Below are 14,453 nucleotides of genomic sequence, written 5' to 3' on the forward strand. Positions count from 1 at the left end.
AGCCGAATGGCGAATTCGCGTGTTCCCGGTGTCCCGGTGGTGCTCGTCGCCCGGACCGCGGAAAAACCGGCGATCACGCCTTGACTCGACGGCCGGCGTCAACCACAGTCAACCACCACACCACGGGCGGAGCCCCCGGCCCGACGGGGACACCGGAGATCGGCACGCGACCAATCGTGTCACCGCCCGCCGGGCCGACGCGTGGTCGCGACGCGGTCCGGCACACCGTCCGGGTACCTGTGACAGCGATGTGGAGATGCGAGCTACCCGTACCGCCGAGACGAGCCTGGTCCTCGCCGCGCAGGCCGGCGACCAGCAGGCGCTCGACGAGCTCATCACGGCGTACCTGCCGATGGTGTACACCATCGTGCGCAGGGCGTTGAGCGGTGACCCGGACGTCGACGACGTCGTACAGGAGACGATGCTGCGCGCCCTGCGCGAACTGCGGATGCTGCGGACGCCGGACAGTTTCCGTCCTTGGCTGGTGGCGATCGCGTTGCGCCAGGTCAGCACCCACCTCCATCGGCGTCAGACGACCGCCGTGCGCGCGGTGGCCCTGGACGAGGTGACCGAGGTGCCGGATGTCGGCGCCGACGTCGAGGGCCTGACGGCGTTGCGCCTGGACCTGTCCGACCAGCGCCGTCAGGTGGTACGGGCCAGTCGCTGGCTCGACCCGGACGACCGGGCGCTGCTGTCGCTCTGGTGGCTCGAGACCGTCGGCCGGCTGACCAGGGCGGAGGTGGCGGCGGCGCTCGGGGTCAGCGTGGCGCACGCGGGGGTACGCGTCCAGCGGATGCGGGCCCAGCTCGAGCTGAGCCGGTCGCTGGTGGCCGCGTTGGACGCCCGGCCCGGCTGCGACGGGTTGGCCGGCGTACTGGCCGACTGGGACGAGCTGCCGAGTCCGCTGTGGCGTAAACGCATCACGCGACACACCCGGTCCTGTCCGGTCTGCGTCCGTGCCGGTCGGGACCGGATCCCGCCGGAGCGGCTGCTCGTGGGTCTCGCCCTGCTTCCCGTCCCGTTGGCGCTGGCGGCGGCACTGGCCGGCAAGAGCGCGCTCACCGCGACGAGCGTCGGCGCGGCATCGGTGGCGGCGGTCTCGGGCGCGGCCGGTGGCGCCGGCGCCGTCGGCGCGGGTGTGAAGGCAGGGCTGATCGGCCAGCTCGGCCAGGCGATCGGGGCGCACCCGGTGGTCGCGGCGGTCGCCGCCGGCACACTTGTCGCCGGTGCCACCGTCACCACGGCCACCTGGTCCGCGCCGGAGCCGCCGAGGCCCGTGGTGGTCATCGCGGCGCCCACGTCGGCGCCGGCGACCAGTGAGGTGGCGACGCCCGTCGCACCGCCGGTACCGGGGGCCGGACCGGCCGCGCCGAACCCGGGACGGCCGAGTCCGACGGTCGTCAGGCCGTCGGGTACCGGGGCGCCCTCGCTCCGGTCGGGGTCCGTGTCGCTGGAGTCCGCCAACCAGGTGGGGCTGCTCGTCACGACGACCGAGGACGTCGGCGTCCTGCTCCCGGTGGGCGCGGACAGCGCGCCGGCCGCGCGGCAGCGGGCCACCTTCGAGGTGGTGCCGGGCCTGGCACAGTCGGATTGCGTCTCCTTCCGGGCCGAGGACGGCCGGTATCTGCGCCACTCGTCCTGGCGGCTGCGGTTGGGCGCGGACGAGGGCACCCGGCTGTTCCGTGGCGACGCGACGTTCTGCGTGCGCGCGGGTGCTGTACCGGGGTCCGTCTCGCTGGAGTCGGCCAACTATCCCGGCTGGTTCCTGCGCCACCGAAACCTGGAGCTGTGGGTGGACCAGGCGGTGCCCGGCGCCCAGTTCCCCGCCGACGCGTCCTTCCTGCCCCGCCCTCCGCTGGTCGGATAGTCGCGGCGCCGTCACCGGCCGGGCGGTCCGCCCCGCCCGGGGCACCGGCGTCGTCCGGGGTTGGCGTGGCAGCCGGACCTGACCGGACCGCTGGCGGCGGCTCGACCGTACGACGCTCCGGTGCGACCGGGACCGTTGCGCGTCGCCGTACATAACAGAAAAGCGCTGTGAGGTTTCCGTCTGTTCGGGCCCCGGTCGTGGCCCGGAGAAAGTGTTATCGGCCGGGGATTCCGGGAGTCGGGTCCGGAACGAGCGTCAGGGGGCCGGCCAGGTGCGATTCCATTTCAGCCATCGATACGCACCCCTTGAAGGTTCGGAAACAGTCTGGCAATATCCCGTACATCCATCTGGGCGTTTGTCTCGCTGTCTCATTCAGCGAGGTCGGGAGACCGGTGGCGGAAATGTGAGCGCTAACAAGGCCGGCCGGGCCCTCGTGTCTGGACCAACCCGGCGGCCCGAAGCGCCGCCGCCGGTCCCGGGCTCCCGGTACGCCGTACCGCGCCCCGGGTGGCCCCGACGAGAAGGAGGGACACCATGAACGACACGGGCCCGGCGCCCCTGGCGGTGCCACCCCGAGCGGCCCGCCCCGGCGTGGAGCGCCCCCGGCGGCGCCGCTGGCGGTCCACACTCATCGTCACCCTGGTGACCGCTCTCGTCGGCACTGCCGCGGCGGCGGTCAACCCCGAGCCGGCTTCGGCCGCGACGGTGGACACCAGCGCCTGGTACGTGCTGGTGAACCGGAACAGCGGCAAGGCCCTGGACGTGTACAACCTGGCCACGAACGACGGGGCACGGATCACCCAGTGGGCCCGGAACAACGGCAACCAGCAGCAGTGGCAGTTCGTCGACTCGGGCGGTGGCTACTACCGGTTGAAGTCGCGGCACTCGGGCAAGGTGCTGGACGTCTACAACTGGTCGACCGCCGACGGTGCGGCGATCGTGCAGTGGAGTGACACCAACGGGGCGAACCAGCAGTTCCGGTTGGCGGACTCGGCCGACGGCCACGTACGGTTGATCAACCGCAACAGCGGCAAGGCGGTCGAGGTGCAGAACGCCTCGACGGCGGACGGGGCGAACGTGGTGCAGTACTCGGACTGGGGTGGGAACAACCAGCAGTGGCAGCTGGTCCGGGTCGGCGGTGACACCCCGCCCACCAACCCGCCCGGCGGAACGTTCACGAACCCGGTGATCTGGCAGGACTTCGCCGACGTCGACATCATCCGGGTCGGCGAGGCCTACTACCTGTCCGCGTCGACCATGCACTACTCGCCGGGCGCGCCGGTGCTGCGCTCGTACGACCTGGTGAACTGGGAGTTCGCCGGGCATTCGGTACCCCGGTTGGACTTCGGGTCGAAGTACGACCTGTCCGGCGGTCACGCCTACGTGGACGGCATCTGGGCGTCCACGCTGAACTACCGGCAGAGCAACCGGACCTTCTACTGGGCCGGCTGCATCGACTTCGCCCAGACCCACATCTACACCGCGTCCGCCGTCGACGGCACCTGGAGCCGGCACGCCACCATCCCGAACTGCTACTACGACGCCGGCATGCTGATCGACGACAACGACACCATGTACGTCGCGTACGGCAACGGCACGATCAGCGTCGCCCAGCTCTCCGCCGACGGGCGGACCCAGGTCCGCAACCAGCAGGTGTTCCAGACCCCGTCGAACATCGGGACCCTGGAGGGGGCCCGCTTCTACAAGCGCAACGGCAGCTACTACATCTGGCTGACCCGCCCGGCCAACGGCCAGTACGTCCTCAAGGCGAACAACCCGTTCGGCCCGTACGAGATCCGGCAGGTCCTGCTCGACCTGCCGGGACCGATCGCCGGTGGTGGGGTTCCGCACCAGGGCGGCCTGGTGCAGACCCCGAACGGCCAGTGGTACTACATGGCGTTCACCGACGCGTACCCCGGCGGCCGGATGCCGACCCTGGCGCCGATCACCTGGACCGGCGACGGCTGGCCGGTGCTGCAGACGGTCAACGGGGTCTGGGGCAGCAGCTATCCCAACCCGCTGCCGCTGCGTCCGGTCAAGCCGCTGACCGGCGTCGACACCTTCGCCGGCACCACCCTTGGCCCGCAGTGGGAGTGGAACCACAACCCGGACAACAGCAGGTGGTCGGTGAACAACGGGTTGAACCTGCAGACCGCGACGGTCACCAACGACCTCTACCGCGCCCGGAACACCCTCACCCACCGCATCCAGGGGCCGACCTCGACCGCCACCGTGGAGCTCGACTACTCGACCATGCGCGACGGTGACCGCACCGGACTGGCGATGCTGCGCCAGTCCTCCGCCTGGATCGGCGTCCGGCGCGACAACGGCGCCACCCGGGTGGTGATGACCAACAACCTGACCATGGACAGCAACTGGAACACCACCGGCACCGGTACCGAGATCGCCAGCGCGGCGGTTTCCGGCGGCCGGATCTGGTTGCGGGCCAACGCGGACATCAGACCGGGTTCCGGCCGGCAGGCCCGGTTCTCGTACAGCACGGACGGCGTCAACTTCGTCTCGCTGGGCAACGCTCTGACCCTCAACAACGCCTGGCAGTTCTTCATGGGGTACCGGTTCGCCGTCTTCAACCACGCCACCCAGGCGCTCGGCGGCGCGGTGACCGTACGCCGGTTCGAGCTGTCCACACCATGACCGACCCCGGCCCACCCGCCGGCCCGACCCCGGGCCGGCGGATGGGCCGGCTCGACCCCGGTCCTCGACCGGGGCGACGGATGGCCGACGCGGAGACGCCGCGCGCCCGGCCCAGGTGTGGGGCCGGGCGACGCGACGGCGGCCCTCCGGGCCGGCGCTCAGTCGAGGGTCACGGTGCCGGCGACGGCGTCCACCGTGATCAGCTGTCCGGTGGAGATCCTCGTGGTCGCGTCGGGGACGCAGATGACGGCGGGGATGCCGTACTCGCGGGCCACGGTGGGGCCGTGCGCCATGATCGCGCCGGTCTCGGTGACCAGCCCGGCGGCGGTGAGGAACAGCGGCGTCCAGCCGGGGTCGGTGGTCGCGGCGACCAGGATCTCGCCGGGTTCGAGGTGAGCGGTGGCCGGGTCGTGGACGACCCGGGCCCGCCCGGTCGCCCGGCCCGCGGCCGCCGCCACGCCCCGGAGGGCACCGTCCGGTGCGGGCGGTGCCGGCAGCACGGTCTCGATGTCCGTGCCGTCGGACAGCAGCGCCACCGGTACGCTCCGACGGCGCAGTTCCCGCCGGTACACGGCCCGCCGCGCGGTGACGGTGTCCCGCTGGTCGACGTTCTCGTGCACGGCGGCGGACACCTCCCCGATGTCCAGGAACATCACGTCGTCCGGCTGGTCCAGCAGACCGGCGGCGGTCAGGTCGGCGCCGACACACAGCAGTTGCCGGCGCATCTCCCGGAGCCGGTACAGGCCGGCGAACTTGCCGGCCTCCCGGAGACCGGCCAGTGACCGTGCCCGGCGCAGCAGGAATCCGGCGACCCGTCCCCGTACCGGCCGGTGGCGGCGGGCCCGGACGACAAGTTCGTGAAGGGTCGTCTCGGCCCGCTCGGCGGCGCGGGCGAACCGCCGGTCGGGTGCCTGCTCCGGGTCGGTGACCCGGAGGCAGTTGGCGAGCATGGCAAACACCGGGGTCGGGTCCTCGTCCCAGCGCGGCACGCCGACGTCCACCTCGGCGACGCCGCGATGGCCGTAGCTGTCCAGGAACTCGGCCAGTCCGATCTCCGGGAGCGTGCCGCGCGCGTACCGCGCGGCCAACTCGTCCGGCGGGGTGTCCCGCAGCAGCCGGCGGTGTTCACCGGCCTGGTCGGCGATCCGCCAGAGCGCCAGGTCCATCTCGATGGTGACGTTGTGCGGCATCCCGGCCAACACGGTGTGGATCTCGTCGGTGGTGGCGAGTCCCTTCAGCAGCTGGGCCGGCAGGGCGGCGGCGAGCATGCCGGTCACGATCGGCCAGACGATGTCGTCGGACCGGTCCCCGGTCTCCTGCGCCTGGACGAAGCGGAGCCGGTCGGCGGCGGTGCGGAGATCGGCCGGCGCCGCCGAGGCGAGCCTGAGCCGCTCGACGGCGTCGAACAGCCGTTGCCGGGCGGCATCGGGGCGGGCCAGGGTGCGGATGATGCCCGCCACCGCGCGCCCGGCCGTCCGCAGCGACGGCACCGCCGCCCCGGCTCCGGGTTGCCGACGGCCGGGTCCGGGAGCGAACCGCGGATCGGCCAGGACGTGCTGCATCACCGCCTGGGCCCGCGGACCGAAGTCCACCGCCAGCATCTTGACCAGCCGCTTCCGGGCGTACCTGTGGCGGGCCAGGTCCGTCAGGTCGCCGTAGAGTCGCCCGCCGATGTCGACGATGTCGGCGCGGACACCGAGCGAGGCGAGCATCGCGGCGATCGTCGACCTCAGCGTGGACATCCCCATCGGGGTGACCGGCCGCAGCATCCCCTGGACGTGGCCGAACTCCAGGTAGACGCGGGGGGTGGGTTTCCCGGTCTCCGGCGGGAGCGGGAAGAGGGTGGTGATCGGCCGGGACTGCAGCAGCCAGGTCGTGCCCTGCCGGTCGATCGCCCACTCGACGTCCTGCGGTGTGCCGAAGTGGTCCTGCAGCCGTTCGCCCACGGCGCGCAGCTCGGCCAGTCGCTCCGGCGTCAGGCAACCCCCGGGTTCCGGTGTCGACCCGTCGAGCAGGTAGTGGTCGACGGCGTCGGCACCGTCCACCACGGTGGTGCCGAGACCGGGGGCGGCGTCGACCATCATCTCGGTGCGGCGGCCGGTCAGCGGGTTCGCGGTGAACAGCACCCCGGCCACCTCGGGGTTGATCATCCGTTGTACGACGACAGCCATCCGTACGGCCTGGTGTGGGATGTCGTGGGCGTCGCGGTAGGCGATCGCGCGGGCAGCGTGCAGCGAGTCCCAGCAGGTGGCGATCGCGGCGAGCAGCTCCGGGCCACCGGTGACGTCGAGGACGGTCTCCTGCTGCCCGGCGAAGCTCGCGTCGGGCAGGTCCTCCGCGGTCGCACTGGACCGGACGGCCACCGGCCCACCGCCGAGCCGCCGGTACGCGTCGAGGATCTCCGCCTCCGGAAGCACGCCGAGCCGGTACGCCTCGGTGGTGACGCAGAACCCCGGCGGCACCCGTTCGCCGCGCCGGATCAGCTCGCCGAGCCCGGCCGCCTTGCCCCCCACGAGGTCGACGAGCCCGGCGGTGGTTCCGGTCAACTCGATCACCAGCATCCTCGACCCCCTGTTTGCAATACGACTGCAATGCATCCACCGTACCGGCTTTGCAATACGACTGCAACGTCAAGGCTGTGGCCCTGGTTTCCTGTCGGTCGGGCGTCGATCCGGCCGGAAGGCATCGGCGTCAGCCGATTGACAAAGTTGTGTTTCCAAACTTAGTCTCACGGCGCGCGGACGGCGCCCCGGCCCCGCGCGGCCTGACGTCTGAAGGAGCATCATGGCCGGCTTGCGAGGCACGACGCGGAGAATCCGGTGGCGGCTCGGTCTGGTGGCCGCGACCTCCGTGACGCTGGTGGCCGGCGCGGGACTGGCCGTGGCGACCGGCGCCCAGGCGGCGGCCGGCTGCCGCGTGGCGTACGCGACCGCCAGCCAGTGGCCCGGCGGCTTCACCGCGAACATCAGCGTGACCAACCTCGGCGACCCGGTCAGCGGCTGGAGCCTGGTCTGGACCTATCCGTCCGGGCAGCGGGTCAACCAGGCGTGGAACGCGACCGTCACGTCGTCCGGCAGCCAGGTGACCGCGACCGACGTCGGCTACAACGCCTCGATCGCCACGAACGCGACCGTCGCCTTCGGACTGAACGGCTCCTGGACCGGCACGAACGCGGCACCCACGTCGTTCGCGCTCAACGGTGTCACCTGCACGGGCAGCGTCGGCGGTACCACCCCGCCGGCGACCACCCGACCCCCGACCAGCCCACCACCCACCACCCGGCCGCCGACCTCGCCGCCGCCGGCGGGTGACCCGATGGCCGCGGTGGCCGCGATGCAGCCGGGCTGGAACCTGGGCAACTCCTTCGACGCCGTCGGCGCCGACGAAACCGCCTGGGGCAACCCCCGGGTCACCGAGGCGCTGCTCGACAACATCCGGGCGCAGGGCTTCAACAGCATCCGGATCCCGGTCACCTGGAGCAACCACCACGGCGCGGCACCGAACTACCTGATCGACGCGGCCTGGCTCAACCGGGTCCGTGAGGTGGTCAACTGGGCGCTGGCCGACGGCTTCTACGTGATGATCAACATCCACCACGACTCGTGGCAGTGGATCAACACGATGCCGAGCGACCGGACGAACGTGCTCAACCGCTACAGCGCGCTGTGGACGCAGATCGCCACCGCGTTCCGGGACGCCCCGCCCCGGCTGACCTTCGAGAGCGTCAACGAGCCGCAGTTCACCAACAGCTCCGGCGACGCCCAGAACGCGACCCTGCTGCACGAACTCAACACGCGGTTCCACCAGATCGTCCGCCAGTCCGGCGGCAACAACGCCACCCGGCTGCTCGTCCTGCCCACCCTGCACACCTCGGCCGAGCAGGCCCGGGTCGACGAACTGGTGACCACCTTCAACACCCTGAACGACCGCAACCTCATCGCAACCGTGCACTTCTACGGCTACTGGCCGTTCAGCGTGAACGTCGCCGGCGGCACCCGGTTCGACGCGACCGTGCAACAGGACCTGACCGACCAGTTCGACCGGGTGTACAACGCCTTCGTCGCCCGGAACATCCCGGTGATCATCGGCGAGTACGGCCTGCTCGGCTTCGACCGGCACACCGGCACCATCCAACAGGGGGAGAAGCTCAAGTTCTTCGAGTTCCTCGGCCACTACGCGCGCAACCGGCGGATCACCACCATGCTGTGGGACAACGGCCAGCACTTCGGGCGTACGTCGTTCCAGTGGAGCGACCCCGAACTCTTCGCCCAGCTCAGATCGAGCTGGACCACCCGCTCCGGCACCGCGTCGAGCGACCAGGTGTACGTGCCGCGTACCGGCACGATCGCCAGTCGGACCCTGACGCTGAACCTGAACGGCACCACCTTCCAGGGGCTGCGGCAGGGCAGCACCGACCTGGCCAACGGGCGTGACTACACGGTCTCCGGCAACCAGCTCACGCTCACCGCCGCCGCGCTCACCCGGCTGGTCGGCACCCGGGCGTACGGCGTCAACGCGACCCTGCACGCCCGCTTCTCCCAGGGCGTGCCGTGGCGGATCAACATCATCACGTACGACCCGCCGACGCTCGCCAACACGACCGGTACGACGAGCGCGTTCGCGGTACCGACGCAGTTCCGGGGTGACCAGCTCGCCACCATGGAGGCGAAGTACGCCGACGGCAGCAACGCCGGCCCGCACAACTGGACCTCGTTCAAGGAGTTCGACGTCACGTTCGCGCCGGACTACGGCGCGAACACCATCACCCTGAAGCCCGAGTTCTTCGCCGAGGTCAACGACGGCGCCCGGGTGACCCTCACGTTCCACTTCTGGAGCGGGACGACGGTCACCTACCACGTCACCAGGTCGGGTGCCGAGGTGACCGGCACGACCAGCTGACCTGGCGGAGGCCGCCCGGCCCGGTGCGACAGCTTCGGCGTCGGGCGGCCCTGCCAGGCGGCCCGGTTCGGTTCGGCGTCGGGCGGCTGTGCCGGGCGGTCCGGTACCCCTGGCGCCGGTGGTTTGTCGTCGGGCGCTACTCCTCCCGGTGGCCCGGCGCGGCAACGCCGGCGAGCAGGGCCTCCGCGACGGTCGTCCGGGCGTAGAGCACATACCGGCCGCGACGGTACGCCTCGACCAGGCCGGCCGCGCGCAGCGCGGTGAGATGCTGCGACACACCACCGGCGGACAGCCCGGTCTCCCGGGCGAGATCGGTGGTGGAGGCGGGCGCATCGAGGGCGGCCAGCAGCATCGTCCGCGTCCGGCCGAGCACGGCGGCGAGTGCCGTCGGCGGGTCGAGCCGGTCGCGGCCCCACAACCGGGCCACCCCGCGGGGCGGGTAGCGCAGGGTGGGCTGCCAGGGTGGGTCGAGCCGGGCGAACACCCGGGGCCACACGAACACCGACGGCACCAGCAGCAGACCCCGGCCGGCCAGCTCGACCGCGCGGGTGAAGTGGTTGTTCACCACGTACAGGGCGTCGTCGTGCCACCGGACCCGGGCGTTGAGGTCGGCGAAGAGATGGCGGGTACCGCCGTCGGTCAGCCGGTGTGCCCGGTACAGCACGTCGTCCTCGAGCAGCCGGAGCATTCGGGGCCAGTGTGGCGCGAGCGCCAGCTCCCAGTAGCCACGCACGACGTCGACGAGTCGGCGCAGGCCGGCGGGCGGGTCCGCGTACAGCGGCTCCAGCGAGCGGGGCCGGGGGTGGGGCATTTCGTCGAGAATGCTCCGCACCCGGTCCGGCTCCAGGCCCGACAGTGACCTCAGCTCCAGTTCCAGGTCCGGTGACGGGACCGCCGGGGGCGGGCTGATCAGGCCGGGAATGCTGCGGGTCGGCACCGGGACGAGGTCGGACAGCATCCGCCAGTCGAGAGCGGCCTCGGTGAGCCGCTGACGGACCTGGGCACTCCAGGTCGCGTGCATCGGGTGCGCGTCCGGGTCCTTGACCACGCGTACGCTGGCCACGACCTCCCACAGCGGCGAGAATCCGAACCGGATGTTCGCCAGGTCTCGTGCGTTGAAGACCAGCCGGAGCATGCGGCGCCCTCCTGCGGATTCAGCCCATCCTAAATCGTCGTCGGACCCGAATCCGGCTCGGCATGGTCGACGTCGTGACCATCCCACCCCGCATCGACGTGCGGTACCGGCGCCCGCCGGCCACCGCGACCCCGCCCGGCCCGCTGTTGCGGGACGCGGGGTTCCGCAGACTCTTCTCCGCCGCCGCGGCCAGCACCGTCGGCACCCAGGTCAGCTTCGTCGCCGTACCGCTGGTCGCGGTGATCGCCCTCGACGCGACGCCCGGCCAGGTCGGCGTGCTCGGGGTGCTGAAGACCATCGCCTTCCTCCTGGTCGGCCTGCCCGCCGGAGTGTGGCTGGACCGGATGCGTCGGCGCGGGGTGATGATCGCCGCGGACCTCGCCCGGGCGGTGCTGCTCGCGTCCATCCCGCTCGCCTGGTGGCTGGACCTGCTGACCCTCACCCAGTTGTACGTCGTGGTGCTGCTCACCGGTGTGCTCACGGTGTTCTTCGACGTGGCGGCGCTGAGCTACCTGCCCACCCTGGTGGGCCGCGACCGGCTGGTCGACGCCAACTCCAAGCTGGTTGGTCTGGAAGCCGCGGCCGGGGTCGCCGGTCCCAGCCTCGCCGGTGTCCTGGTGCAGGTGACCGCCGCGCCGGTGGCGCTCGCCGTCGACGCCGCCACCTTCCTGTGGTCGGCGGTGCTCCTGCGCGGGATCCGTCGTCCGGAACCGCCACCGGTGCCCGCCGACGGCCGTCCGCTGTGGCGCGGCGTCGGCGAGGGCGTCCGCTTCGTGCTCGGCCACCCGCTGTTGCGACCCATCGCCGTCACCGGGGCGGCCACGAACCTGTTCAGCCAGGTCGCCGTCGTCGCGCTGCCGCTGTTGGTGCACCATGAACTGGGCCTCCCGGCCGGCATGCTGGGCCTGTTCTTCACCTCGGGGGGAGTCGGGGTCTTTCTCGGCGCACTGACCGCCAGGCGGTTCGGTGAACGCTTCGGCGTCGGACCGCTCCTCCTGGTGTCGGGACTGTTGAGCACCCCGGCCGGTTTTCTCGTACCACTGGTGGACCGGGGTGGCTGGCTGTGGGTCGCCATGCTGGGCTGGCTGACGCTGACGTACCGGATCGGACTCGACAACGTGCTGCTGGTGAGCATCCGGCAGCGGGTCACCCCGGATCCGATGTTGAACCGGATGAACGCCACGATGCGCTTCCTGTTCACCGGGGTGCTGGCCGTCGGCGCCGCGGTGGCCGGCGTGGTCGGCGAGGTCGCGGGCGTACGTGTCGCGCTGTGGGTGGCGGCGGTCGGCGTCGCGTTCACCTGGCTGCCGGTTGTCCTCTCCCCGGTGCGCGCCGTTCGTGGTCCGTCCGGCTGACCGCTCCGTCGGTTCTGCGCGCCGGGCCGGTGGTGCGGCGGAACGCCCCGCCCACCCCTGCCCGGTACGGGTCAGGGACGGGCGGGGCCGGGAGAGCGGGTTCAGCCGAAGTTGAACACGAGCGGGAAGACGAGGACGACCGTCCAGGCCCAGACGGCGTAGACCAGGATGTACCGGGTCTGCCATTGTTCGAGGCGGCCGAAGGGCATCCGGCCGCGCACGAAGCCGAGGAACAGCCAGGCCGACCACGCCAGGTTGGTGAGCAGGATGATGTTCTCGCCCAGGGCCGCCGTCTTGTTCGGGCTGAAGCCCCACTCGGTGATCCGACCGGTGATCGCCACCAGCACCAGCACGTCGATGATCAGGGCACTGACCACGAGGGCGAGTTGCAGCCGGTCGAACAGGCCGGGCCGGGCGCCGGGGTCGCGGGCGGAGAGGGCGTACAGCAGCAGGCCCAGCACGACGACGAGCAGCAGGTCGAACAGGATGAGCGCGTCCCGCTCGACGTTGATCCCGTTGGTGGTCCAGACCATGGCGACCAGGAAGGCGAGCAGCGCGGCCACGAACAGCGGGGTGAAGACCCGGGTCAGTACCGGAGCCATGTTCTCGATGACGCTCTGCTTGGCCTCCACCAGCCAGGCCGCCACGACCACCGCCGCCGCCGCGCCGCAGGGCAGCAGCCACGACTGGATGAATCCCTCGGCGTCCAGGCCGATGGCGTTGAAGGTGCCCACCGTGAAGGCGGTGAGTACGCCACCGCCCAGGCCGATGAGGGCGAAGTAGATCAGCCACTCGCCGGTGAACCGGATGAAGTCCATCCGGCGCCGGTCCGATCGCCAGTCACCGCCGACGTAGGCGACGCCGACGACCAGCCAGAGCGCGAGCGGCAGGTGGATCGTGCTGAGCACGACGCTCTGCGAGTCGTCGGACAGCGGGTACGCGTTCGCGGCGACCGCGCCGAGCACGAAGAGCGCGGCGAGCACGCCGATGACCCGGGGGCCGACCCGTCGCTGCCAGGCGAAGTACGCGGCCAGCGCCGGCAGCGCGAAGAGGCTGAGGTTCCGCGCGTAGAAGGTGCCCTCGTCGTCGAAGCCGATGCCGAACAGGCCCGGCACCTTGACCGAGAGGGCCGCGACCGCCGCGCAGAGCACCATGACGGGCAGCTCCCGACGGGTGCGGGCGGCGGTCGACGCGTCCGGCTCCCCGGGCAGGACGAGCTGCTTCCACAGCCGCTCGGAGTGTTCGCGGGCGAACTCGCGGGACAACTCGTCGAAGCTGCCCATCCGTTTGACGCCGATGAGGAAGGCCTCGTCGCCGTGCAGACCCGCCTCGGTCAGCTCGGTGATCTGGCTGCGGAGGTGGTCCTCCAACTCCTCACCGTCGGTGTGGCGCAGCTCCCGGCGGCGGCGCATGTAGCTCCGCCACTCGGCGATCTGGCCCTCCAGGTCGTGATCGCTGGCCGCGGTCATCGTCCCAGCTCCCAGGCGGGTGCCGGGAGCGGGGTGATGGCGGCCTGGGTGCTGTTCCAGACCCCGCGCAGGGCATCGACGACGGTGGCCCACTGGCGGCGCTGCTCGGCGAGCTCGGCCCGGCCCTGGTCGGTGATCCGGTAGTACTTGCGGCGGCGTCCCCCGGGCGGGGTCTCCCAGAACGACTCGACGTGGCCGAGTCGTTCCAGGCGGTGCAGCAGCGGATAGAGCAGACCGTCGGTCCACTCCAGCTGCCCACCCGACAGGTCGTTGACCTGCTTGAGGATCGCGTAACCGTAACTCTCGCCCTCGGCGAGGATGCCCAGCACGAGTGGCGTTGCCGAGGCCGCGACGAGGTCCTTGGTGATGTGCATGTTCTGCCCCTAACCCTAGAGCTGCAATGCATAGTAGTTCTAGGTATCGGGATCGCGCAATCCGGTCGTCGACAGCCGGGGGAGGGGGCGGACCAGGGCGTACGCCGGCGCCACGGCTCAGCGGGGTGGTCGGCGTACGCCCTGCGGTGCGAGCGGGCCAGGCTCAGCTCGTACGGTCAGTGGTATATCGAACACATATGGTGAAGATGTCCGCGTTCGCCTGTACGTAGCTCGCCGACGGCGTGAACGTGCCACCTCCGCCGCTGCCGACCATCGTCGCCAGCTCCTCCAGCGGTCCGATGATCGCCGCCAGGGCGTCGGTGGCCGCCTCCTCGGGCAGGTGGGGTAGGACCGTCTTCATCTCCGTGATCGCCTGCTCCAGTGCGGCGGCGTCCATGGTCGAGACGTCGTACTGGTCGTCGCGGAGCGCTCGTACCAGTCGAGCGGCGGCCATCGCCGACCGGACCGCCCGTGTACAGGCTTCCCTGTCCGACAACTCCAGGGCCGGCGTCGTCGCCGACGGTGTCGGCTGTGGCGGCGCTCCGGCCTCCGGTGTCGGGCCACCGCAGGCGGTGACGACGAGGAGGGCGGAGGTGACGGCACTGACGCTCACGAGTCGGTTTCGGATCATCCGAGCAGTGTGGACGGTGGGGGCAAAGTGCCCAGGGGTACGTTGTCGCGGACCCGATCGCGGTACCG

9 protein-coding genes are annotated in these 14,453 nt (G+C 71.3%); 4 read left to right on the top strand and 5 right to left on the bottom strand.

Translation table 11 applies throughout. From position 1 onward, the window contains the following. The first annotated feature begins 256 nt into the window (after nucleotides 1–256). Both V1633_RS24490 and V1633_RS24495 read left to right on the top strand, forming a co-directional pair. Nucleotides 257–1,867 carry a sigma-70 family RNA polymerase sigma factor gene (locus tag V1633_RS24490; protein ID WP_331216724.1) on the top strand — a complete coding sequence of 537 codons (1,611 nt, stop codon included), beginning with the start codon at nucleotides 257–259 and terminating at the stop codon, nucleotides 1,865–1,867. A gap of 534 nt (nucleotides 1,868–2,401) precedes the next feature. Next, on the top strand, nucleotides 2,402–4,522 hold the full coding sequence (locus tag V1633_RS24495) for a family 43 glycosylhydrolase (RefSeq protein WP_331216725.1): 2,121 nt from the start codon (nucleotides 2,402–2,404) through the stop codon (nucleotides 4,520–4,522). A gap of 158 nt (nucleotides 4,523–4,680) precedes the next feature. Here V1633_RS24495 and V1633_RS24500 read toward each other — a convergent pair whose 3' ends face one another. Then, nucleotides 4,681–7,083 carry a PEP/pyruvate-binding domain-containing protein gene (locus V1633_RS24500; protein ID WP_331216726.1) on the bottom strand — a complete coding sequence of 801 codons (2,403 nt, stop codon included), beginning with the start codon at nucleotides 7,081–7,083 and terminating at the stop codon, nucleotides 4,681–4,683. A 223-nt stretch (nucleotides 7,084–7,306) separates the two neighbouring features. On the opposite strand from V1633_RS24500, the gene V1633_RS24505 reads away from it, so the two are divergent. Beyond that, complete coding sequence (locus V1633_RS24505; protein WP_331216727.1) at nucleotides 7,307–9,421, top strand: cellulase family glycosylhydrolase; 2,115 nt, start codon at nucleotides 7,307–7,309, stop codon at nucleotides 9,419–9,421. A 136-nt stretch (nucleotides 9,422–9,557) separates the two neighbouring features. Here the strand turns inward: V1633_RS24505 and V1633_RS24510 are convergent, their stop codons facing one another. Beyond that, on the bottom strand, nucleotides 9,558–10,556 hold the full coding sequence (locus V1633_RS24510; protein ID WP_331216728.1) for an ArsR/SmtB family transcription factor: 999 nt from the start codon (nucleotides 10,554–10,556) through the stop codon (nucleotides 9,558–9,560). 74 nt (nucleotides 10,557–10,630) lie between these two features. Here V1633_RS24510 and V1633_RS24515 point away from each other — a divergent pair, with 74 nt between their 5' ends. After that, nucleotides 10,631–11,911, top strand: a complete 1,281-nt coding sequence (locus V1633_RS24515; RefSeq protein WP_331216729.1) for an MFS transporter — start codon at nucleotides 10,631–10,633, stop codon at nucleotides 11,909–11,911. Between the two features lie 101 nt (nucleotides 11,912–12,012). Here the strand turns inward: V1633_RS24515 and V1633_RS24520 are convergent, their stop codons facing one another. The 3 genes from V1633_RS24520 to V1633_RS24530 form a co-directional block, all read right to left on the bottom strand. Next, nucleotides 12,013–13,380, bottom strand: coding sequence for a permease prefix domain 1-containing protein (locus tag V1633_RS24520; RefSeq protein WP_331216730.1), 1,368 nt, complete (start codon nucleotides 13,378–13,380; stop codon nucleotides 12,013–12,015). After that, nucleotides 13,377–13,754 (bottom strand): PadR family transcriptional regulator, encoded by a 378-nt coding sequence (locus V1633_RS24525; protein WP_331216731.1) that lies wholly within the window; start codon nucleotides 13,752–13,754, stop codon nucleotides 13,377–13,379. Before V1633_RS24525 ends, V1633_RS24520 begins: the two co-directional genes overlap by 4 nt. A gap of 163 nt (nucleotides 13,755–13,917) precedes the next feature. Further along, nucleotides 13,918–14,385 (bottom strand): hypothetical protein, encoded by a 468-nt coding sequence (locus V1633_RS24530; RefSeq protein WP_331216732.1) that lies wholly within the window; start codon nucleotides 14,383–14,385, stop codon nucleotides 13,918–13,920. Nucleotides 14,386–14,453: the final 68 nt, after the last annotated feature.

Source organism: Plantactinospora sonchi, assembly GCF_036422035.1.
Lineage (GTDB): Bacteria > Actinomycetota > Actinomycetes > Mycobacteriales > Micromonosporaceae > Plantactinospora > Plantactinospora sonchi.